This window comes from Streptomyces sp. NPDC088915 (assembly GCF_044749825.1).
Classification (GTDB): Bacteria; Actinomycetota; Actinomycetes; order Streptomycetales; family Streptomycetaceae; genus Streptomyces.
Genome location: NZ_JBIVIR010000006.1, coordinates 276,740 through 297,359 on the forward strand (window position 1 = coordinate 276,740; position 20,620 = coordinate 297,359).

General features: G+C 73.5%; 21 protein-coding genes and 1 pseudogene. 11 read left to right on the forward strand and 11 right to left on the reverse strand.

What is annotated here, in order from left to right:
- Positions 1 to 6: 6 nt before the first annotated feature.
- From ACIP5O_RS13790 to ACIP5O_RS13805, 4 genes are all read right to left on the reverse strand, one after another.
- Positions 7 to 624, reverse strand: a complete 618-nt coding sequence (locus ACIP5O_RS13790) for a nucleoside triphosphate pyrophosphatase (protein WP_401292470.1) — start codon at positions 622 to 624, stop codon at positions 7 to 9.
- Positions 625 to 718: 94 nt separating this feature from the next.
- Entirely contained in the window at positions 719 to 847 is a 129-nt protein-coding gene (gene mmpB / locus ACIP5O_RS13795) for a morphogenic membrane protein MmpB (protein WP_401292473.1), read from the reverse strand.
- 158 nt (positions 848 to 1,005) lie between these two features.
- On the reverse strand, positions 1,006 to 1,218 hold the full coding sequence (locus ACIP5O_RS13800) for an acyl-CoA carboxylase subunit epsilon (protein WP_125665853.1): 213 nt from the start codon (positions 1,216 to 1,218) through the stop codon (positions 1,006 to 1,008).
- 29 nt (positions 1,219 to 1,247) lie between these two features.
- Positions 1,248 to 2,849, reverse strand: coding sequence for an acyl-CoA carboxylase subunit beta (locus tag ACIP5O_RS13805; RefSeq protein WP_401292477.1), 1,602 nt, complete (start codon positions 2,847 to 2,849; stop codon positions 1,248 to 1,250).
- 134 nt (positions 2,850 to 2,983) lie between these two features.
- Here ACIP5O_RS13805 and ACIP5O_RS13810 point away from each other — a divergent pair, with 134 nt between their 5' ends.
- The 5 genes and pseudogenes from ACIP5O_RS13810 to hutH all read left to right on the forward strand — a co-directional run bounded on the left by ACIP5O_RS13810 (position 2,984) and on the right by hutH (position 9,346).
- The gene (locus ACIP5O_RS13810) at positions 2,984 to 3,838 is read left to right on the forward strand and encodes a biotin--[acetyl-CoA-carboxylase] ligase (protein WP_401292480.1); all 855 of its coding nucleotides are present in this window, start codon (positions 2,984 to 2,986) and stop codon (positions 3,836 to 3,838) included.
- Between the two features lie 277 nt (positions 3,839 to 4,115).
- Positions 4,116 to 5,255: an adenylate/guanylate cyclase domain-containing protein gene (locus ACIP5O_RS13815; protein WP_401292483.1), complete on the forward strand. Its 1,140-nt coding sequence runs from the start codon at positions 4,116 to 4,118 to the stop codon at positions 5,253 to 5,255.
- Positions 5,256 to 5,324: 69 nt separating this feature from the next.
- Positions 5,325 to 6,113 (forward strand): enoyl-CoA hydratase/isomerase family protein, encoded by a 789-nt coding sequence (locus ACIP5O_RS13820; RefSeq protein ID WP_401292486.1) that lies wholly within the window; start codon positions 5,325 to 5,327, stop codon positions 6,111 to 6,113.
- 217 nt (positions 6,114 to 6,330) lie between these two features.
- Positions 6,331 to 7,428 (forward strand): annotated as a pseudogene (locus tag ACIP5O_RS13825) (diguanylate cyclase domain-containing protein); the annotation flags it as partial.
- Between the two features lie 376 nt (positions 7,429 to 7,804).
- A complete protein-coding gene (gene hutH / locus ACIP5O_RS13830) occupies positions 7,805 to 9,346 on the forward strand; it encodes a histidine ammonia-lyase (protein WP_401292722.1) in 1,542 nt (513 codons plus the stop codon).
- A gap of 92 nt (positions 9,347 to 9,438) precedes the next feature.
- Here hutH and ACIP5O_RS13835 read toward each other — a convergent pair whose 3' ends face one another.
- Entirely contained in the window at positions 9,439 to 9,705 is a 267-nt protein-coding gene (locus ACIP5O_RS13835; RefSeq protein ID WP_356541561.1) for an LPXTG cell wall anchor domain-containing protein, read from the reverse strand.
- Positions 9,706 to 9,816: 111 nt separating this feature from the next.
- Between ACIP5O_RS13835 and ACIP5O_RS13840 the strand changes: the two genes are divergently transcribed.
- The gene (locus tag ACIP5O_RS13840; protein WP_401292489.1) at positions 9,817 to 10,158 is read left to right on the forward strand and encodes a hypothetical protein; all 342 of its coding nucleotides are present in this window, start codon (positions 9,817 to 9,819) and stop codon (positions 10,156 to 10,158) included.
- A gap of 193 nt (positions 10,159 to 10,351) precedes the next feature.
- Entirely contained in the window at positions 10,352 to 11,623 is a 1,272-nt protein-coding gene (locus ACIP5O_RS13845) for an Ig-like domain-containing protein (RefSeq protein ID WP_401292492.1), read from the forward strand.
- 66 nt (positions 11,624 to 11,689) lie between these two features.
- Here the strand turns inward: ACIP5O_RS13845 and ACIP5O_RS13850 are convergent, their stop codons facing one another.
- A complete protein-coding gene (locus ACIP5O_RS13850) occupies positions 11,690 to 12,553 on the reverse strand; it encodes a helix-turn-helix transcriptional regulator (RefSeq protein WP_356541566.1) in 864 nt (287 codons plus the stop codon).
- A gap of 129 nt (positions 12,554 to 12,682) precedes the next feature.
- On the opposite strand from ACIP5O_RS13850, the gene ACIP5O_RS13855 reads away from it, so the two are divergent.
- Positions 12,683 to 13,735 carry an NAD(P)-dependent alcohol dehydrogenase gene (locus ACIP5O_RS13855; RefSeq protein WP_401292495.1) on the forward strand — a complete coding sequence of 351 codons (1,053 nt, stop codon included), beginning with the start codon at positions 12,683 to 12,685 and terminating at the stop codon, positions 13,733 to 13,735.
- Between the two features lie 100 nt (positions 13,736 to 13,835).
- Positions 13,836 to 14,183: a DUF1330 domain-containing protein gene (locus ACIP5O_RS13860; RefSeq protein ID WP_401292497.1), complete on the forward strand. Its 348-nt coding sequence runs from the start codon at positions 13,836 to 13,838 to the stop codon at positions 14,181 to 14,183.
- 148 nt (positions 14,184 to 14,331) lie between these two features.
- Here the strand turns inward: ACIP5O_RS13860 and msrA are convergent, their stop codons facing one another.
- Positions 14,332 to 14,994: a peptide-methionine (S)-S-oxide reductase MsrA gene (gene msrA / locus ACIP5O_RS13865; RefSeq protein WP_401292499.1), complete on the reverse strand. Its 663-nt coding sequence runs from the start codon at positions 14,992 to 14,994 to the stop codon at positions 14,332 to 14,334.
- Between the two features lie 67 nt (positions 14,995 to 15,061).
- Positions 15,062 to 16,168 carry a hypothetical protein gene (locus ACIP5O_RS13870; protein ID WP_401292501.1) on the reverse strand — a complete coding sequence of 369 codons (1,107 nt, stop codon included), beginning with the start codon at positions 16,166 to 16,168 and terminating at the stop codon, positions 15,062 to 15,064.
- A gap of 72 nt (positions 16,169 to 16,240) precedes the next feature.
- On the opposite strand from ACIP5O_RS13870, the gene ACIP5O_RS13875 reads away from it, so the two are divergent.
- Positions 16,241 to 17,395: a cystathionine gamma-synthase gene (locus ACIP5O_RS13875; RefSeq protein WP_356541576.1), complete on the forward strand. Its 1,155-nt coding sequence runs from the start codon at positions 16,241 to 16,243 to the stop codon at positions 17,393 to 17,395.
- 60 nt (positions 17,396 to 17,455) lie between these two features.
- Here the strand turns inward: ACIP5O_RS13875 and ACIP5O_RS13880 are convergent, their stop codons facing one another.
- The 3 genes from ACIP5O_RS13880 to ACIP5O_RS13890 form a co-directional block, all read right to left on the reverse strand.
- Entirely contained in the window at positions 17,456 to 17,647 is a 192-nt protein-coding gene (locus tag ACIP5O_RS13880) for a DUF1059 domain-containing protein (RefSeq protein WP_401292504.1), read from the reverse strand.
- Positions 17,648 to 17,704: 57 nt separating this feature from the next.
- A complete protein-coding gene (locus tag ACIP5O_RS13885) occupies positions 17,705 to 18,400 on the reverse strand; it encodes a hypothetical protein (RefSeq protein ID WP_401292506.1) in 696 nt (231 codons plus the stop codon).
- Positions 18,401 to 18,581: 181 nt separating this feature from the next.
- Complete coding sequence (locus tag ACIP5O_RS13890; RefSeq protein ID WP_401292508.1) at positions 18,582 to 19,121, reverse strand: MarR family winged helix-turn-helix transcriptional regulator; 540 nt, start codon at positions 19,119 to 19,121, stop codon at positions 18,582 to 18,584.
- Between the two features lie 149 nt (positions 19,122 to 19,270).
- Between ACIP5O_RS13890 and ilvA the strand changes: the two genes are divergently transcribed.
- Positions 19,271 to 20,500 (forward strand): threonine ammonia-lyase, encoded by a 1,230-nt coding sequence (ilvA, locus tag ACIP5O_RS13895; RefSeq protein ID WP_401292510.1) that lies wholly within the window; start codon positions 19,271 to 19,273, stop codon positions 20,498 to 20,500.
- Positions 20,501 to 20,620 lie beyond the last annotated feature (120 nt).

Genomic DNA, 20,620 nt, shown 5'->3' on the forward strand with positions numbered 1-20,620 from the left:
CGGGGCTCAGGCCCGCGGCTCGGTCCAGAGGTCCGTGATCCCGACGTCCAGCTTGCGCAGCAGCCGGCGCAGCAGCGGCAGGGACAGGCCGATCACGTTGCCCGGATCGCCGTCGATGCCGTCGATGAACGGCGCCGAGCGCCCGTCCAGGGTGAACGCGCCCGCCACGTGCAGCGGTTCGCCGCTCGCCACGTACGCCGCCACCTCCTCGTCCGTCGGCTCGCCGAAGCGGACCACGGTGGAGGCGGTCGCCGACTCGTAGCGCTTGGCGGCCGTGTCGTACACGCAGTGGCCCGTCTGGAGGACGCCGACCCTGCCCCGCATCGCCTTCCAGCGGGCGACGGCCTCCTCGGCGTCGGCCGGCTTGCCCAGCGCCCTCCCGTCCAGCTCCAGGACCGAGTCGCAGCCGATGACCAGCGCGCCGAACACCTCGGGCCGGGCGGCCACATGGGCGGCCTTCGCCTCCGCGAGGGCGAGCGCGAGCTCGGCCGGGGTCGGGGCGTGGACCTTGTCCTCGTCGACGCCGCTCACGATCACCTCGGGGGCGATGCCGGCCTGCCGGAGCAGACCGAGCCGGGCGGGGGAGGCGGAGGCGAGCACGACACGGCGCGGATCAGCAGTCATGGGGGCAGCGTAGCCAGTGCGCAGGACCCGGACCCACCGGACGGCCGGGGTGCGCGCGCGTGCCCGACCCGGACCGCCGGAGACACGCGCGGGGTCAGCGCACGCCGGCCGCGAACATCGCCACCACCATCGCGAGCGCGAGGAGCACGCCCGCGCGGCGGAGCATCGTCTGCATCTCGCGCATGAACTTCGGCGGCTCGTTCTCCGGGTCGGACCACAGCATGCCTCCGATCCTGCGGCCGGGAGGACCGCGGCGCCTGAGTACGGATACTCAACCGGCCGGTGTCCGCAGTCACACGCGCGAAGGAGCCGGAGAACGGAAGCACGCGCGCGAAGGGCCGGACCCCCCGCACAAGGGGTCCGGCCCTCCGGCCCTGACGTTCAGACGGGCCAGTACGACCTCGCCCAGGCCCGCGGACCCGGGCGCTGCCGTACGGCCCGTGCGATGCGGGAGGGGTCCGACCACCCCTCCGGCACCGCCGGGCCGCCGCCCTCGGCGGACGCCGCCGCCGTGGCCGCGGCCCGGGCCTGGACCACCGCCAGTGCGGCGGCCAACTCCTCCGGAGTCGGGTTTCCTCGTACGACCTTGATCATGTCGGCTCCTTGGAGGTCCGGAGGGGCTGCTAGAGCGGGATGTTGCCGTGCTTCTTCGGAGGCAGGGATTCCCGCTTCGTACGGAGCTGACGCAGGCCCTTGACGATCTGCGGGCGCGTGTCGGACGGCAGGACCACGCCGTCGATGTAGCCGCGCTCGGCCGCCGTGTACGGGTTGAGCAGGGCGTCCTCGTACTCCTGGATCAGCCGCGCCCGCGTGGCCTCGGTCTCGTCGGCGTCCCCCGCCTCGGCGATCGTCCTGCGGTGCAGGATGTTGACCGCGCCCTGCGCGCCCATGACCGCGATCTGCGCCGTCGGCCACGCCAGGTTCAGGTCCGCGCCCAGGTGCTTGGAGCCCATCACGTCGTACGCGCCGCCGAAGGCCTTGCGGGTGATGACCGTGATCAGCGGGACCGTGGCCTCCGCGTACGCGTAGATCAGCTTCGCGCCGCGCCGGATGATGCCGCCGTACTCCTGGTCCACGCCCGGCAGGAAGCCCGGCACGTCCACGAAGGTCAGGACCGGGATGTTGAAGGCGTCGCAGGTGCGCACGAAGCGCGCGGCCTTCTCGGAGGCGTCGATGTCCAGGCAGCCGGCGAACTGCATCGGCTGGTTGGCGACCACGCCGACGGGGAAGCCCTCGACCCGGCCGAAGCCGGTCAGGATGTTCGGCGCGAACAGCGCCTGCGTCTCCAGGAACTCGCCGTCGTCCAGGACGTGCTCGATGACCTTGTGCATGTCGTACGGCTGGTTCGCCGAGTCCGGGATCAGCACGTCCAGCTCGCGGTCCTCGTCCGACACCGCGGTGTCCGCGGTCTCCGGGAAGGCCGGCGGCTCCGAGAGGTTGTTCGAAGGCAGGTAGGAGAGCAGGGACTTCACGTACTCGACGGCGTCCTTCTCGTCCCCCGCCATGTGATGCGCCACGCCCGAGGTCGCGTTGTGCGTCCGGGCGCCGCCCAGCTCCTCGAAGCCCACGTCCTCGCCGGTCACCGTCTTGATGACGTCGGGACCGGTGATGAACATGTGCGAGGTCCGGTCGACCATCACCGTGAAGTCGGTGATCGCGGGGGAGTACACCGCGCCGCCCGCGCACGGGCCGACGACCAGCGAGATCTGCGGGATCACGCCGGAGGCGTGGGTGTTGCGGCGGAAGATCTCGCCGTACATGCCGAGCGCGCTCACGCCCTCCTGGATGCGGGCGCCGCCGGAGTCGTTGATGCCGATGACCGGGCAGCCGGTCTTCAGCGCGAAGTCCATCACCTTGATGATCTTCTGGCCGTACGTCTCGCCGAGCGCCCCGCCGAAGACCGTGAAGTCCTGCGAGAACACGGCCACCGGGCGCCCGTCGACCGTGCCGTAGCCGGTGACGACGCCGTCGCCGTACGGACGGTTCTTCTCCAGCCCGAAGTTGGTGGAGCGGTGCCGGGCGAACTCGTCCAGCTCGACGAAGGACCCCTCGTCGAGGAGGAGGTCGATCCGCTCGCGCGCGGTCAGCTTCCCCTTCGCGTGCTGCTTCTCCACCGCACGCTCCGAGCCGGCGTGGGTGGCCTCGTCGATACGGCGCTTGAGGTCCGCGATCTTGCCCGCGGTCGTGTGAATGTCGATCTCGTGCTGCTCTGCCGGCTCGGACATCGGGATGCGGCTCCCTGCCTGGTCACGGGGGGTTCGTGGACTGCGAATGGGCTACTGGTGCCCTACTGACCCGTAGCGTATCCACGCCGATACGGTTCGGCACTGCGGTCTTTGCCACACCTACTCTGGCTTGCATGACGTCCTCCCAAGGCTCCGGCGGACGCTGGTCCGACCTCGACCGGCCCCCGCTCAACGAGACGGCCCTGCGCCGCGCGCTCGTCCTCCCCGACGGACTGTGGACCTCGCTCGACGTGGTCCCCACCACGGGATCCACCAACACCGACCTCGCCGCCCGGGCCGGCGAACTGCCCGGGGGCGCGGTGCTCGTCGCCGAGGAGCAGACCTCGGGCCGGGGCCGCCTCGACCGCACCTGGAGCGCGCCCGCCCGCTCCGGGATCTTCGTCTCCGTGCTGCTCAAGCCGGACGTGCCGGCCCACCGCTGGGGCTGGCTCCCGCTGCTCACCGGCGTGGCGGCGGCGACCGGCCTCGCGAAGGCCGCCGGGGTCGACATGTCCCTCAAATGGCCCAACGACCTCCTGGTTTCCGTCCAGGGCGAGGAGCGCAAGACCGGCGGCATCCTCGCCGAGCGGGCCGGCGCGGACGGCGTCGTCGTCGGCCTCGGCCTCAACGTCACCCTCCGCGAGGACGAGCTCCCCGTCCCCGGCGCCGGGTCCCTCCTCCTCGCCGACGCGGTCTCCACCGACCGCGACACCCTCCTGCGGGCCGTCCTGCGTTCCCTCGAACGGTGGTACGGGGAGTGGACGCGGGCCGACGGCGACCCCGCCGCCTCCGGGCTCCAGGAGGCCTACGCGGCCGGCTGCGCGACCCTCGGCCGCCGGGTCAGGGCCGAGCTGCCCGGCGAGCGGACCCTGGAGGGCGAGGCGATCGCCCTGGACGGCGACGGGCGCCTCGTGGTGGCCACGGAGGGCGGCGGCACGGAGGCGGTGGGCGCGGGCGACATCGTCCACGTGCGGACGCCGGAGGTCTGACGGGCCCGGGGCGAGGGGGAGGTTCCGGTACGGGCCGGGCCCGGTCGCGGGAGGGCCCGGGCCCGGTCGTGGGGCAATTCGGGCGTCGGTCGCGGGACGGTCCGGGCCCGGTCGCGGGACGGTCCGGGCTTCGGTCGCGGACGGTCCGGGCGTCGGCCACGGGGCGGAACGGCTCGCCGTCCGGGCGTGAGCCATTCCACACCTGTCGTATCGTGGAGCGCGATCCAGGCGACAGATCGGCAGGGCAAGTGGGCAGGGAACGGGCAGGAGGCGGCCGGTGACCGTCGACGACGAGAACGCGGGCGGCGCGCCCGAGCCGTCCGCGTACCCCACCCCCCACCACGAGGTCGACCACACGGCCGAGCCGACCGACGACCCCCTCGCGATCCGCCTCGAACAGCTCATCCTCGGCGCGGACCGCCGCTACACCCCCTTCCAGGCCGCCCGCACGGCCGGCGTCTCCATGGAGCTGGCCTCCCGCTTCTGGCGCGCCATGGGCTTCGCGGACATCGGGCAGGCCAAGGCGCTCACCGAGGCCGACGTGCTCGCCCTGCGGCGGCTCGCGGGCCTCGTCGAGGCCGGGCTCCTCAGCGAGCCGATGGCCGTGCAGGTCGCCCGCTCCACCGGCCAGACCACCGCCCGGCTCGCCGAGTGGCAGATCGACTCCTTCCTGGAGGGCCTCACCGAGCCGCCCGAGCCCGGCATGACCCGCACCGAGGTCACGTACCCCCTGGTCGAGCTGCTCCTGCCCGAGCTGGAGGAGTTCCTGATCTACGTGTGGCGCCGGCAGCTCGCCGCCGCCACCGGCCGGGTCGTGCAGGCCGCCGACGACGAGGAGATGGTCGACCGGCGGCTCGCCGTCGGCTTCGCGGACCTCGTCGGCTTCACCCGGCTCACCCGCCGCCTGGAGGAGGAGGAGCTCGGCGAGCTGGTCGAGGCCTTCGAGACCACCTGCGCCGACCTCGTCGCCGCGCACGGCGGCCGGCTCATCAAGACCCTCGGCGACGAGGTGCTCTACGCCGCGGACGACGCCGGCATCGCCGCCGAGATCGCGCTCCGCCTGATCGAGACCCTCGGCCACGACGAGACGATGCCCGCGCTGCGCGTCGGCATCGCCTTCGGCACCGTGACGACCCGGATGGGCGACGTCTTCGGCACCACCGTGAACCTGGCCAGCCGGCTCACCTCGATAGCCCCCAAGGACGCCGTCCTGGTCGACAGCGCCTTCGCGAAGGAGCTGACCAGGACCGGCGAGGCGCCCGTCTCGGAGGCGGAGGCGGCCGAGGAGGCGGCCCGCGCCGAGAAGGAGGGCCGCACCCCCGCCGCGTACCGCTTCGCGCTCCAGCCGATGTGGCAGCGCCCGGTCCGCGGCCTCGGCGTCATCGAACCCTGGCTCCTGGGCCGCCGTCCCACTTAGGATCTCCTCCGTGAACGCCGGTTAACAGCCGTTAACGGGCGGAGCCGGCTGGTGGGAGGGTGTGCGGTCATGTCCGAGCAGCGTTTCGGTGAGTTCGTGGTGGTCCGGCGGGAGGGGTACGTCGCGGAGCTGGTCCTCGACCGGCCCAAGGCGATGAACGCCGTCTCCTCCGAGATGGCCCGCTCCCTCGCGGCCGCCTGCGACGCGCTCGCCGCCGACGCCGCCGTCCGCGTCACCGTCCTCACCTCCTCGAACGACCGCGCCTTCTGCGTCGGCGCCGACCTCAAGGAGCGCAACTCCTTCACCGACGCCGAGCTGGTCCGCCAGCGCCCGACCGCCCGCGCCGCCTACACCGGCGTCCTGGAGCTGCCCATGCCGACCGTCGCCGCCGTGCACGGCTTCGCCCTCGGCGGCGGCTTCGAGCTGGCGCTCGCCTGCGACGTGATCGTCGCCGACGCGACCGCCGTCGTGGGCCTGCCCGAGGTCTCCGTGGGCGTCATCCCCGGCGGCGGCGGTACGCAGCTCCTCCCGCGCCGGGTGGGCGCGGCGCGCGCCGCCGAGCTGGTCTTCACGGCCCGCCGGGTGGAGGCGCCCGAGGCCCGCGAGCTCGGCCTGGTGGACCTCCTGGCGGAGGACGCCCGCACGGGCGCCCTGGAGCTCGCCGGGCGGATCGCGGCCAACTCCCCGGTGGGCCTGCGCGCCGCGAAGAGGGCCATGCGGCTCGGCCAGGGCCTGGACCTGCGGGCCGGCCTGGAGGTCGAGGACGCGGCCTGGCGCTCGGTGGCCTTCTCCGGCGACCGGGCCGAGGGCGTGGCGGCCTTCAACGAGAAGCGGAAGCCGGAGTGGCCGGGGGAGTGACCCGGCCGGTCCGCCCGGTGCCGGTTCGCCAGTGCCGGTCCGTGCTGCCGGTTCGCCAGTGCCGGTCCGTGCTGCCGGTCCGTGCTGCCGGTTCGTGCCGCCGGTCCGCCCCGGCGATTCGCTCGATGCCGGAACACCCGGTAGCGATTTGCCCGTTTCGTGACTTTCCGTGACGCCCCGAGGGGGAAAACGGTTCAAACCTCCCTAAGCTGGAGGAATGGGTGAGGACGGGCGGCTGCGGGCCGTAGTGGCGCTGGCGCAGGGGATGGCGGCGGCGCACACTCCACGGGAGTTCTGGCGGGCGGCTGCGCTCGGGGCCCGCGACGGGCTCGACGGGAGCTTCGCCGCCCTGTCCGTCTGGGAGCGGGACCACGGGCGGCTCAAGGTCCTGGTGAACGCCGGGGAGCGGGCCGTGGGGGAGGAGGAGTTCCCGGACGCGGAGACGTACCCGGTCCACCAGTTCCCCGAGATCACCGAGTTCCTGCACGAGCGGTGGGCGGGCGGCGGCGAGCCGGACGCCTGGGTGGAGACCGCCGCCGACCCCGTCCCCACCGGCCGGGTGACCGGTCTGCGGCGGCGCGGGCGCGGCTGCTGCGTGGTCGCCCCGATCGTGCTCCACGGGCGGGCCTGGGGCGAGCTGTACGTCGCCCGGCCGCCCGAGGCGAAACCTTTCACCAGCGCGGACGCGGGCTTCGCGACCGTGCTCGCGGCGGTCGTCGCGGCGGGCATCGCCCAGGCCGAGCGCCTGGAGGAGGTCCGCAAGCTCGCCTTCACCGACCCCCTGACCGGCCTGGCCAACCGGCGGGCCGTCGACACCCGTCTGGACGAGGCCGTCGAGCGCTACCGCACGGACGGCTCCGTGGTGAGCCTGGTGGTCTGCGACCTCAACGGCCTCAAGCGGGTCAACGACACCCACGGCCACGCGGTCGGCGACCGCCTCCTCGAACGCTTCGGCTCCGTCCTCTCCCGCTGCGGCGCCCGGCTCCCCGGCGCCCTCTCGGCCCGTCTCGGCGGCGACGAGTTCTGCCTCCTGACGGTCGGCCCGACGGCGGACGAGGTGGTCGCGGTCGCCGAGGAGCTGTGCGTACGGGCGGCGGAGCTGGAGCTGGGCGAGGGCGTGGCCTGCGGGGTGGCGTCCACGGGCGACCCCATCGGGCCCCTCAAGTCGGCCCGCCGCCTCTTCCGGCTCGCGGACGCCGCCCAGTACCAGGCCAAGGCCGGGCGCTCGGCGAAGCCCGTGGTGGCGGGGCGCGACGGCACGGTGGTGCGCCTCGCGGACGCCCCGCCGGGCGCCCGCGACCGCCGCCGCTTCCGCGACGCGCCGACGGTGGAGCTGCCGGCTCCGGGCCCGCCGGACCCGGAGCCGGATCCGCGCACGGCTCCGGACCCGGCGGACCGGGGCCCCGGGGCCTGGCCCGTCGAGCCCCCGGGCGAGGAGCCGACGGAGACGGCCCTCCGGCCCGAGGAGCCCACGGAGACCGCTCTCCGGCCCGAGGAGCCCACGGAGACCGCTCTCCGCCCCGGGGAGCCCGCCGCCCGCCCCGGGGAGCCCCCGTCGGCGGACCGGTGAGACGAGGGCCGGCCGCCCGTCGGGGACCTGCGCATCGGTAAGGGACGACCCCCTGCCGGGACGGTGACGAAATCCCCTAGTGACAGGTCGGTCTTCAATCCGTAGGGTGCTGAATATGGATATGCAGACAGTCGTCCTCGGCACGTCCGGCACGACCCCGCAGGACGTCGTCGACGTCGCCCGCCACGGCGCCCGCGTCGAGCTGTCGACCGAGGCCGTGCAGGCCCTCGCCGCCGCCCGGGAGGTCATCGACGCGCTCGCCGCCAAGCCCGAGCCCGTCTACGGCGTCTCCACCGGCTTCGGCGCCCTCGCCACCCGCCACATCGGCCACGAGCTCCGCGCGCAGCTCCAGCGCAACATCGTGCGCTCGCACGCCGCCGGCATGGGCCCCCGCGTCGAGCGCGAGGTCGTGCGCGCCCTGATGTTCCTGCGCCTGAAGACCGTCGCCTCCGGCCACACCGGCGTCCGCCCCGAGGTCGCCCGGACCATGGCCGACGTCCTCAACGCCGGCATCACCCCGGTCGTGCACGAGTACGGCTCCCTCGGCTGCTCCGGCGACCTCGCCCCGCTCTCCCACTGCGCCCTGGCCCTCATGGGCGAGGGCGACGCCGAGGGCCCCGACGGGCGGGTCCGCCCCGCCGGCGAGCTGCTCGCCGAGCACGGCATCGCACCCGTCGAGCTCAAGGAGAAGGAGGGCCTCGCCCTCCTCAACGGCACCGACGGCATGCTCGGCATGCTGGTCATGGCCCTCGCCGACCTCGACCTCCTCTACAAGTCGGCCGACGTCACCGCCGCGCTCTCCCTCGAAGCCCTCCTCGGCACCGAGAAGGTCCTCGAACCCGAGCTGCACGCCATCCGCCCCCACCCCGGCCAGGCCGCCTCCGCCGCCAACATGCTGGCCGTGCTCAAGGGCTCCGGCCTCACCGGCCACTTCCAGGCCGGCGAGGCCCCCCGCGTCCAGGACGCCTACTCGATCCGCTGCGCCCCGCAGGTCGCCGGCGCCGGCCGCGACACCCTGGCCCACGCCCGGCTCGTCGCCGAGCGCGAGCTGGCCGCCGCCGTCGACAACCCGGTGGTCCTGTCGAACGGCGAGGTGCGCTCCAACGGCAACTTCCACGGCGCCCCCGTCGCGTACGTCCTCGACTTCCTCGCGATCGCCGCCGCCGACCTCGGCTCCATCGCCGAGCGCCGCACCGACCGGCTCCTCGACAAGAACCGCTCGCACGGCCTGCCGCCCTTCCTCGCCGACGACGCCGGCGTCGACTCGGGCCTGATGATCGCCCAGTACACGCAGGCCGCCCTGGTCAGCGAGATGAAGCGGCTCGCCGTCCCGGCCTCCGCCGACTCCATCCCGTCCTCCGCGATGCAGGAGGACCACGTCTCCATGGGCTGGTCCGCCGCCCGCAAGCTGCGCACCGCGATCGGCAACCTCACCCGGATCATCGCCGTCGAGCTGTACGCCGCCACCCGGGGCGTCGAGCTCCGCGCGGGCCTCACCCCGGCCCCCGCCTCGCAGGCCGTCATCGCCGCCCTGCGCGGGGCCGGCGTCCAGGGCCCCGGCCCGGACCGCTTCCTCGCCCCCGACCTGGCCGCCGCCGACGCGTTCGTGCGGGAGGGCGGGGTGGTCGCCGCCGTGGAGCCGGTCACCGGCCCGCTGGCGTAAGGACGTCGGAGCGACAGACGAGGGCCCGTCCCACCGGAGGATTCCGGAGGTGACGGGCCCTCACCCGTAAGTACGCGACGGAGGAGGGCGGTTCAGGAGGCCCGGCCCCGGCGGCGCATCGCGAGCACCACGAAGCTCGCCCCGACGCCCAGGAACGCCGTCCCGCCGAGCAGGTACGGCACCGTGTCCCGCTCCCCGGTCTCCGCGAGGCGCCCGTCGTCCACGGCGGGCCCGCCCCCGCCCACCCGCACCCCGTCGCCCCACCGGTCGGCGGCGTTCGCGGACGGCACGAACCACAGGGCGCACAGCAGCGTTCCCGCGACGGCGGCGGTCAGCAGGAGGCGTCGGGCGGCGGACACGGAGATTTCGATCCCCCTTGCGGAAACCACGAATTGATCGACGTGCAGATGCTAATGAACACAGCGGGTCGCGGGAAACCCGAGGCCCTCCGGACCCCTACGCTCCGACTCATGAACACTTCTGACACCGCACGCTATGTACGTCTTCGCGTCGATGTGGTCCTGGAGATCGACGGACCGGCCGAACTGGCCGAGGCCGCCGAGGCCCGGATCGGCGCCGACGAGTTCATGCCCGAGGAGGAACGGACGCACGCCCGCGCCGCCGCGCGCGAGGACGCCGCCGAGGCCCTCGCGTACCTCGTCGAACCCTTCGACCTGATCCGCGACGTCCCCGGCATCGAGATGGTCCAGGCGTCCTGGAGCAGCGAGGAGGTCGATTACGACCCCGATGCGCTGGAATGGGACCTCGGGGAGGAAGATGGGGCGGAGGAGGACGACGACGACCAGCCGTGAGGCCGGTGTCCTCCCTGCTCGCGGGTCCCGGGGCGCCGTCCCGGGGCCGCCGCACGCCACCGGGCGCACGGCGGGGAACCGAACGCTCCGCCGGCGCGTGTCGATCAGTGGTGTTCCCCACAAACCGTCCGGTTCCCGAACCGAACGGGTTGTGATGGGTAGGGAAGCAATCGTTCACAGGGAATCGGCGACGATGGAGAAGCGTGTGATGACGGACGGCAAGCGCCGCAGGAGCCTGGCCGCCGCGGCTGTCGTGCTCAGCGGTGTGTTGGTGCTCTCGGCGTGTGACGACGGCGACAAGGGCGGCAGCGGTGCCTCCGGAACCGCGACCCCGCAGTCGCAGGAGCAGGTCGACGAGGCGGCCGCGCAGAAGACCTCGAAGGCCAGGATCACCATCTCGCCGAAGAACGGCGCCCAGAACGCCTCCATCAACAACGACGCCAAGGTCACCGTCGCCGACGGCAAGCTCACCGAGGTCGTCATGACCTCCGCCGAGGGCGACGCGGTCAAGGGCGAGATAGCGGCCGACGGCCTGAGCTGGAAGCCGACCGTCGCGCTCAAGCGGGCCACCGTCTACAAGATCACCGCCACCGCCGCGGACGCGGGCGGCCTGGTGGCCCACGAGAACTCCTCCTTCACCACCGTCTCGCAGGCCAACAGCTTCATCGGCAACTTCACGCCCGAGGACGGCTCGACCGTCGGCGTCGGCATGCCGGTCTCGATCACCTTCAACAAGGCGATCACCGACAAGAAGGCCGTCCAGAGCGCCGTCACCGTCACCTCCAGCTCCGGCCAGGAGGTCGTCGGGCACTGGTTCAACACCCAGCGCCTCGACTTCCGCCCCGACGCCTACTGGACCGAGGGCTCGACCGTCACGCTGAAGCTGGACCTCGACGGCGTCGAGGGCGCCGAGGGCGTCTACGGCGTCCAGCAGAAGACCGTCACCTTCAAGATCGGCCGCAACCAGGTCTCCACCGTCGACGTCGCCACCAAGACCATGACGGTCAAGCAGGACGGCAAGACGGTCAAGACCATCCCGGTCTCCGCCGGCTCCCCGGAGAACCCGACCTACAACGGTCAGATGGTGATCTCCGAGAAGTTCAAGGAGACCCGGATGAACGGCGCCACCGTCGGCTTCACGGACGACGACGGCAAGGGCGAGTACGACATCAAGGACGTGCCGCACGCCATGCGCCTGTCCAGCTCGGGCACCTTCATCCACGGCAACTACTGGGGCCCGGACTCGATCTTCGGCTCCACGAACACCAGCCACGGCTGCGTGGGCCTCAACGACGTCAAGGGCGCCGGCGACCCGAACCAGTCGGCCGCCTGGTTCTACGACCACTCGCTCATCGGCGACGTCGTGATCGTCAAGAACTCCAAGGACAAGACGATCGCCCCCGACAACGGCCTCAACGGCTGGAACATGAGCTGGTCGGAGTGGAAGGCCGGCTCGGCCGTCTGACCCGCCCGGTCCGCGCACGAGAGGGCCCCTCCGGGTGGAGGGGCCCTCTCGCGTACGCGCCCGGCCCTACCGCGCGTCCACGGCCTCGTCCACGCCCCACTGCGCGAGCAGCCGCAGCGCCTCCGCCGAGGGCGTGCCCGGCTCCGCGTGGTACGTCACGAGCACCAGGTCCGGATCGTCGCCCGACACCTTCAGCGTCTCGTACGACAGCGTCATCTCGCCCACCAGCGGATGCCGCATCCGCTTCGTGCCGTGCCCCTTGTCCGCCACCGTGTGCGCCGCCCACAGCGAGCGGAACTCCTCGCTGCGCACCGACAGCTCGCCCACGAGCGCGAGCAGCAGCGGATCGTCCGGGTAGCACCCCGCGTACAGCCGCAGCACGCTCACCACCTCGGTCGCCTTGCACTCCCAGTCGAGGTAGAGCGAGCGCGCGTTCGGGTCGAGGAAGACCATCCGGGCCATGTTCCGCTCGTGCGGCTCCCAGGCGGCGAAGTCGCCGAGCAGCGCCCGCGCCATCCGGTTCCAGGCGAGCAGGTCGAGCCGGCGCCCCACGACGACGGCGGGCACCCCGTCCATCGAGTCCAGCAGGTACGAGAGCCCCGGCCGCACCTGCTGCGGACGGGAGATCGCCGCCCGCTGCCGCTTCTTCACCGTCGGCCTCGCCAGGTGCGTCAGATGCGCCCGCTCGCTGTCGCTCAGGCGCAGCGCCCGCGCGATCGAGTCCAGGACCTCCATGGACACGTTGCGGCCGTTGCCCTGTTCGAGCCGGGTGTAGTACGCCACCGAGACCCCGGCCAGCTGCGCCAGCTCCTCGCGGCGCAGCCCCGGCACCCGCCGGTGCCGCCCGAACTCGGGCAGCCCCACGTCCTGCGGCTTCAGCCGGGCCCTGCGGGAGCGCAGGAATTCACTGAGTTCGGCACTGGGGTCCATGCGACCCCATTATCGCCGCCGGGCCGGGCCCGCGGACGTACGTTCCTGACCCTGCCAGTGGTAGGCACGGCAGTCGTAGGTAGAACAGGTGTCTGGGTGACGGCGGCTTTCCCGGGCAGGCTCGGAGCCATGACCACGAACGCGACCACCGTCCCCGCCTACGCCGCACCCGCCGCCAACGCCCCGCTGGAGCGCACCACCGTGCCGCGCCGCCCGGTCGGCGAGCACGACGTCCTCATCGAGATCAAGTACGCCGGCATCTGCCACTCCGACATCCACCAGGCGCGCGACGGCTGGGGCGAGGGCATCTACCCGATGGTCCCCGGCCACGAGATCGCCGGCGTCGTCGCCGAGACCGGCCCCGGCGTCACGAAGTTCCGGGTCGGCGACCGGGTCGGCGTCGGCTGCTTCGTCGACTCCTGCCGGGAGTGCGACCACTGCCGCCAGGGCCTGGAGCAGTACTGCGTCCAGGGCGGCACCGGCACGTACAACGCCCGCGACAAGGACGGCGAGCCGACCTACGGCGGCTACTCCACCCACATCGTCGTCGACGAGAACTACACCCTGCGCATCCCCGAGGGCATCGGCCTCGACGAGGCCGCCCCGCTGCTCTGCGCCGGCATCACCCTCTACTCGCCGCTCGCCCACTGGCAGGCCGGCCCCGGCAAGAAGGTCGCGATCGTCGGCCTCGGCGGCCTCGGCCACATGGGCGTCAAGATCGCGCACGCGCTCGGCGCCGAGGTGACCGTCCTCAGCCAGTCCGAGAAGAAGCGGGAGGACGCCCTGAGGCTGGGCGCCGACCACTACCACGCGACGAGCGACCCGGAGACCTTCACCGCGCTCGCCGGCACCTTCGACCTGGTGGTCTCCACCGTCTCGGCGCCGCTCGACTTCGACGCCTACCTGAGCCTGGTGCGCACGGACGGCGCCCTGGTGAACGTGGGCGCGCCCGAGGAGCCGGTCAAGGTCAACCTGTTCTCCTTGATCGGCGGCCGCAAGACCCTCGCCGGCTCGATGATCGGCTCCATCGCCGAGACGCAGGAGATGCTCGACTTCTGCGCCGCGCACGGCCTGGGCGCCGAGATCGAGGTGATCGCCGCGGACCGGATCAACGAGGCGTACGAGCGGGTGATCGCCAGCGACGTCCGCTACCGCTTCGTGATCGACGCGTCGACCATCTGACGCGCGCACGGCAGCCGGGGCACGGCAGCCGGGGCACGACGGCCGGGGCATGACGTCGGGGGTAATCGACCCGTACGGCACGCCCCGGCACGCTGTCCCCATGACCGCCTACGCCCTCGGAAACCTGCACCCGAAGCCCGTCCTCGACGAGGAGGTCTTCACGTACATGGAGCACGTCCAGGCCACCCTGGCCCCCTACGGAGGCCGTTTCCTCGTCCACGGCGCCCCCACCCGCGAGGTCCCGGAGGGCACCTGGCCCGGCGCCCTCGTGATCATCGCCTTCCCGACCTACGAGAACGCCCGCGCCTGGTACGCCTCCGACCCCTACCAGGCCCTGATCCCCCTCCGCACCCGCCACATGACCGGCGACGTCCTCCTGATCGACGGAGTCCCGGAGGGCTACGACCCGGCGGCGACGGCGGCCGCGCTGAGGGGGGCGGCGGGGTGACGGCGGCAGACCTGCGGTCCGGGGGCACCGGTCAGGGCGCAATCCGCCGTGGTCGTGCGCGTTCGGGCGGGTCGGGTCGGGGCGTCCTGCTGGTGTGGGCCGGGAACGATCCGGGCGGGCCGCCGCCGGGATCGGCCGCGGCGCGGGCTCAGCCGTCCGCCTTCGCCACCCCGATCGGGCACGAGACGCCCGTGCCGCCGATGCCGCAGTAGCCCGCCGGGTTCTTGTCCAGGTACTGCTGGTGGTACGCCTCCGCCGGGTAGAACGGGCGGTCGTCGGCCGGCAGGACGTGGGTGGTGATCTCGCCGTAGCCCGAGCCCGTCAGGACCTTCTGGTAGGCCTCGCGGGACGCCTCGGCCGCCGCCGCCTGGGCGGGGGAGTGGGTGTAGACCGCCGAGCGGTACTGGGTGCCCACGTCGTTGCCCTGGCGGAAGCCCTGCGTCGGGTCGTGGGACTCCCAGAACAGCTTCAGGAGCGACGCGTACGAGACCTCCGACGGGTCGAAGACCACCCGGACGACCTCCGTGTGACCGGTCAGGCCCGAGCAGACCTCCTCGTAGGAGGGGTTCCGCGTGAAGCCGCCCTGGTAGCCGACGAGGGTCGTCCAGACGCCCCCGGTCTGCCAGAACTTGCGCTCGGCGCCCCAGAAGCAGCCCAGGGCGAAGTCGGCGACCTCCAGGCCCTCCGGGTACGGGCCGACGAGCGGGTTGCCGAGGACCGTGTGGCGCGCGGGCACGGAGAACTCCGGCTCGGCGCGGCCGGGCAGGGCCTGCTCGGGGGTGGGGAGGACGGGGGTGCGGGACAGGAACATGCTGCATCTCTCCTCGACGGTCGTCGGCAGTCCGCACAACACCGGCGGACCGGAAGGGATTCCCCCGTCAGCGCGGCAGCGTCAGCGGGCTGCCGCCGTTCGCCTCGTACCCCGCCACCGCCAGGTTCCGGAAGACCGTGTACTCCGCCGCCGGGTCCGCGCTCAGCGTCCACGGCACCGCGCCCACGTGCCCGTCCACCTTCACGAACTGGTGCATGGCCTCCGCCCAGCGCTCGCCCCGCACCAGGAACCAGACCAGCAGGTGGCGGACGTGCGCCGCCATCGGGTCGTCCGGGCGGGCGGAGTGCACCGCGTACAGCGCGCCCTCCACCGCCTTCGCCACCACCCGCGTACGGAAGAAGTCCTGCACGAGCACCACGTCCGGCACGTGCTCGTACACCGCGAACAGCGGCAGCGCGGCGAGCAGCGAGCCGCGCGGGGCGCGCGCCGCGGCCGTCGTCGCGAAGTGGTCGGCCTCCTCGCGCGAACCGTGCCACTTCTCGCACCAGTAGTGCAGGGCCGCCAGGTGCGCCCCCATGTGCTGCGGCGCCCGGTCGATCACCTTCGCCCACACCTGGTCGAACCGCTCGTGCCCGTAGCCCAGACCGCGCGCCACCGCGAGCCGCGTGATGTACGGGACGGGGTCGCCCGGGGCGAGCAGCGCCGCCTCCTCGGTGACCTTCAGCGCCTCCTCCAGGATGATCCGGAAGTCGTCGGTCCCGGCCGCCGAGGAGCGCCACGCCTGCTGCACCAGGAACTCCGCGTGCACCGCCGCCCCGCCCGGGTCCTTCGGCGCGTCCGCCCGCCAGGCCCGCAGCCAGGCCCCGCCGACGCCCGGCCGCTCCTGGAGCTCCAGGGACGCCGCGCCCGCGAACGCCTGCACGCGCTGCCAGCGCAGCTCGCCGTCCTCGCCGGTGCCCGCGAGGAGCTGCGAGGCCGCCTTCCAGTCCTGGGTGGCCTGCACGACGTTCAGCACGTCCAGCAGGTCCTCGTCCGCCCCCGGCAGCCGCACGTCCTGGTCCTCCTGCGGCACGAACCCGTACGCCGCCGGGTCCGCCGCGTCGGGCGCCCCCGGCGCGGCCAGCCGGATGCCGCCGCCCCTGCGGCGCAGCACGTAGGGGCCGAGGACGCCGAACAGCAGCCCGAGCGCGATGAGGAACCAGAGAATCTCCATGTGTCCATTGTCCAGGACACCCCCTGAGACGAACGCGGCACCGGAGGTCCCGCGGCACTACGCTCCTGAACCATGAGCGACCAGCACATCCACCAGAGCTTCGAGACCCGCGCGATCCACGCGGGCAACACCGCCGACCCGCTGACCGGCGCGGTCGTGCCGCCCATCTACCAGGTGTCCACGTACAAGCAGGACGGCGTGGGCGGGCTGCGCGGCGGTTACGAGTACAGCCGCAGCGCCAACCCGACCCGCACCGCCCTGGAGGAGAACCTGGCGGCCCTGGAGGGCGGCCGGCGCGGCCTCGCCTTCGCCTCCGGCCTCGCCGCCGAGGACTGCCTGCTGCGCGCCCTGCTGGTCCCCGGCGACCACGTCGTCATCCCGAACGACGCCTACGGCGGCACCTTCCGGCTCTTCGCCAAGGTCGTCGAGCGCTGGGGCGTGGACTTCTCGGTCGCGGACACCTCCGACGTCGCCGCCGTGCGGGACGCGATCAACGACCGCACGAAGCTGGTCTGGGTCGAGACCCCCTCGAACCCGCTCCTCGGCATCACCGACATCGAGGCCGTCGCGGGCGTCGCCCGCCAGGCCGGCGTGAAGCTCGTCGTCGACAACACCTTCGCCTCGCCCTACCTCCAGCAGCCGCTGGCGCTCGGCGCGGACGTCGTCGTGCACTCGCTCACCAAGTACATGGGCGGCCACTCGGACGTCGTCGGCGGCGCCCTGGTGACGGCCGACGCGGCCCTCGGCGAGGAGCTGGCGTACCACCAGAACGCGATGGGCGCGGTCGCCGGGCCGTTCGACTCGTGGATCGTGCTGCGCGGCATCAAGACCCTCGCCGTGCGCATGGACCGGCACAGCGAGAACGCCGAGAAGGTCGTCGAGATGCTGACCCAGCACCCGAAGGTGACCCAGGTCCTCTACCCGGGCCTCCCGGAGCACCCGGGCCACGAGATCGCCGCCAAGCAGATGCGGTCCTTCGGCGGCATGATCTCCTTCCGCGTGCAGGGCGGCGAGGAGGCGGCCGTCGAGGTCTGCAACCGCGCGAAGCTCTTCACCCTGGGCGAGTCCCTGGGCGGCGTCGAGTCCCTCATCGAGCACCCGGGCCGGATGACGCACGCGAGCGTCGCGGGCTCCGCCCTGGAGGTCCCGGCCGACCTCGTCCGCCTCTCGGTGGGCATCGAGAACGCCGACGACCTGCTCGCCGACCTGCGCCAGGCGCTGGGCTAGAGCCGCAAGGGAACGGCCGGGCGGGACCTCGAACGGTCCCGCCCGGCCGTTCCCCCGTCCTCAGGCCGGGACCTTCTCGTCCTCCAGCTCCTCGCGGACCATCGCCCGCAGTTCGGCGGTGTCCTCGTGGCCGTGGACGGAGACCGCGTGCTCGGCGGCGGCCCGCACCACTTCCTCCTCCTCACCGGTGATGGTGAGGGTGCAGTTCATGACGCTCGGCGTCCTGCGGCAGTCGGCGACTTTCCTGGTCATGACAGCCTCCTCGGCACCCGGTACGCGTGCCGTCTCCCCTCCAGCCTAGATCCGTCCTCACCAGGCTTCGAGCGGCGGCGTCGTCCCGGTCGGCGGGGGCTCCCACGGGCGGGCCGCCGACGCCCACACCACGAACGCGAGCAGGGCGAGCGCGGCCAGGGTCCACAGCAGGCGCCGGGTCCGCCGGGCCCTGCGGAGCCGTCTCCCGCCGAGGGCCGCCGCCCGGGTCACGAGGTCGTGGGGGACCGGCGGGTGCGGGGTGTCGAGGAGCCGCCGGACCGTCGTCTCCCGGTCCTCCCGGCGCCGCGCGGGACCGCCGCCCAGCGCGACGACCGCGCGGGCGCAGACCGCCAGGACGTGCGCCTCGGTCACCCCGAGCAGCGCCGCGACCTGCTCCTCCGCGATCCCCTCGTACAGGCGCAGGACGACGACGAGCCGCTCCTCGGAGCCCAGGGCCGCCAGGGCGCCGCCGCGGCCGCCGCGGTGGCGGCGGGCGGCGCGCGCGAAGCGGGCCGTGAGCGCGCCGCGCGCGTACGCGTACGGGTCGTCGTCGCGCATTCCGTTCTCCGCCGCGCACGTCTGCGCGAGGACGTGCGTCAGGAGGGCGCGGGCGTACGGGTTCCGGGCGCGGGTCTCGGCCGTCAGGAGGGTCGCGACGTGCAGCAGCCGCCCCGCCGCCCCGGCCGCGAACGCGTCGAACTCCCGGGCGCGCGGGGCGCGTCGGACGTCCCGGCCGCTCCGCCGCTCTTGCATCCCCTCATCCGACGACAGCGCGGGGACGGGGTCAAGGGGTCGGGAGCGAGGAGCCGGGAGCGGGGTCAAGGGGTCGGGAGCGAGGAGCCGGGGTCGGGAGCGGGGCCGGAGTCGGGGCCGGGTGGACCGGTCAGGAGGCCGGGGCCGGAGTCGGGGCCGGAGTAGGGGGCGGGAGGACCGGTCAGGAGGCCGGGGCCGACTCGCCTCCGCCGGTGGTCCCGGACTCCGCCGGCATCTGACCCGTGTGCGCCGACTGGCGTGCGGACAGGGCGGTGTTGAAGCGGGTGAGCAGGGTGCAGAAGGCCTCCCGCTCCTCCGGCGTCCAGCCCTCCGTGACCTCGACCATCAACTGGCGGCGCGAGGAGCGGACCTCCTCCAGGCGCGCGAGCCCGCGCGGCGAGAGCTGGAGGACGACCGCCCGCCCGTCCTCCGGGTGCGAGGTGCGCTTCACCAGGCCGGTGTCCACGAGCGGGGCGACCTGGCGGGTGACCGTCGACGAGTCGATCCCCATGCCCGCCGCGAGCGCCTTGACGCCCATGGGGCCCTCCCGGTCGAGCCGGTTGAGGAGGAGGTACGCGGCCCGGTCCATGGAGTTGCGGAGCTGGCCGGTGCCGCCGAGGCGGGTCTGCTCGGCCCGGCGGGCGAAGACGGCCACCTGGTGCTGGAGGGCGTCGAGGAGACCGGGGTCGAGAGCGGTCGTCATGTCCTGGGACGGGGGCATGGCTGGAGGTCTCTCTCGTGCGGGAGCGGTCGGACGGTGGGGGACAGAGTACGCGGACCCGGGGGGGTCCGTACCGGGCCCGTCCAAACCCGTTCCGACGCCCGTCCGCCGGTCGGTCATCAGGGCCGTGAGCTGCGAGACTTGCTGTCATGAGCTTCCGTACACCACACCCCTTGCACCGGCTGATGCTCGACGACGTGCGCGGGGCGCAGAAGATGCTGTCCGGGGTGGCCCGCGTGACGGCGATGGAGGGCAGCCGGCACCTGTCCTCCCTGGTGGGGGCGCCGGTCCACCTCAAGTGCGAGAACCTCCAGCGGACCGGCTCCTTCAAGCTGCGCGGGGCGTACGTGCGGATCGCCGGGCTGCGGCCCGAGGAGAAGGCCGCCGGGGTCGTCGCCGCCTCCGCGGGCAACCACGCGCAGGGCGTCGCGCTCGCCTCGCAACTGCTCGGCGTGCGCGCCACCGTCTTCATGCCGGTCGGCGCCCCGCTGCCGAAGGTCGCGGCGACCCGGGAGTACGGCGCCGAGGTCCGGCTCCAGGGGCAGGTCGTGGACGAGACGCTCGCGGCGGCGGAGGAGTACGCGCGGGAGACCGGCGCCGTCCTCATCCACCCCTTCGACCACCCCGACGTCATCGTCGGGCAGGGCACGGTCGGCCTGGAGGTCCTGGAGCAGTGCCCCGAGGTCCGCACGATCGTGGTCGGCGTCGGCGGCGGCGGGCTCGCGGCCGGCATCGGCCTCGCGGTGAAGTCGCTGCGCCCGGACGTGAAGGTGATCGGGGTGCAGGCCGAGGGCGCCGCCGCCTATCCGCCCTCGCTGGCCGCCGGGCACCCGGTGGTCGTCGAGTCGCCGGTGACGATGGCCGACGGCATCAGGGTGGGGCGCCCCGGCGACGTGCCGTTCGACCTGGTCAGGGAGTACGTGGACGAGGTCCGCACGGTCACCGAGGACGCGCTCTCCTCCGCCCTGCTGCTCTGCCTGGAGCGGGCCAAGCTGGTCGTGGAACCGGCGGGCGCCAGCCCGGTCGCGGCCCTGCTCTCCGACCCGGAGTCCTTCCGGGGCCCGGTGGTCGCGGTCCTCTCCGGCGGGAACGTCGACCCGCTGCTCCTCCAGCGCGTGCTGCGGCACGGCATGGCCGCCGGGGGCCGCTACCTGAGCCTGCGGCTGCGCGTGACGGACCGGCCGGGGGTGCTCGCGTCGCTCCTCGCGGCCCTGACGGTGGTCGACGCCAACGTCCTGGACGTCAGCCACGTACGGACCGACCCGAGGCTCGGCCTGACCGAGGCGGAGGTCGAACTGCACCTGGAGACGAAGGGCCCGGAGCACTGCCGGGAGGTGACGGAGGCGCTGCGGGACGCCGGGTACACGGTCCTGGGCTGACCGCCGTACGGGACTGGGTTCACGGTCCCGGGCCGGCCCCGTGCGCCGGGTACACGGTCCTCGGCCGATCCCCGTACGCCCCTGACCTCGGATTGTGGCGCGGATCACCTATTCGGTGGG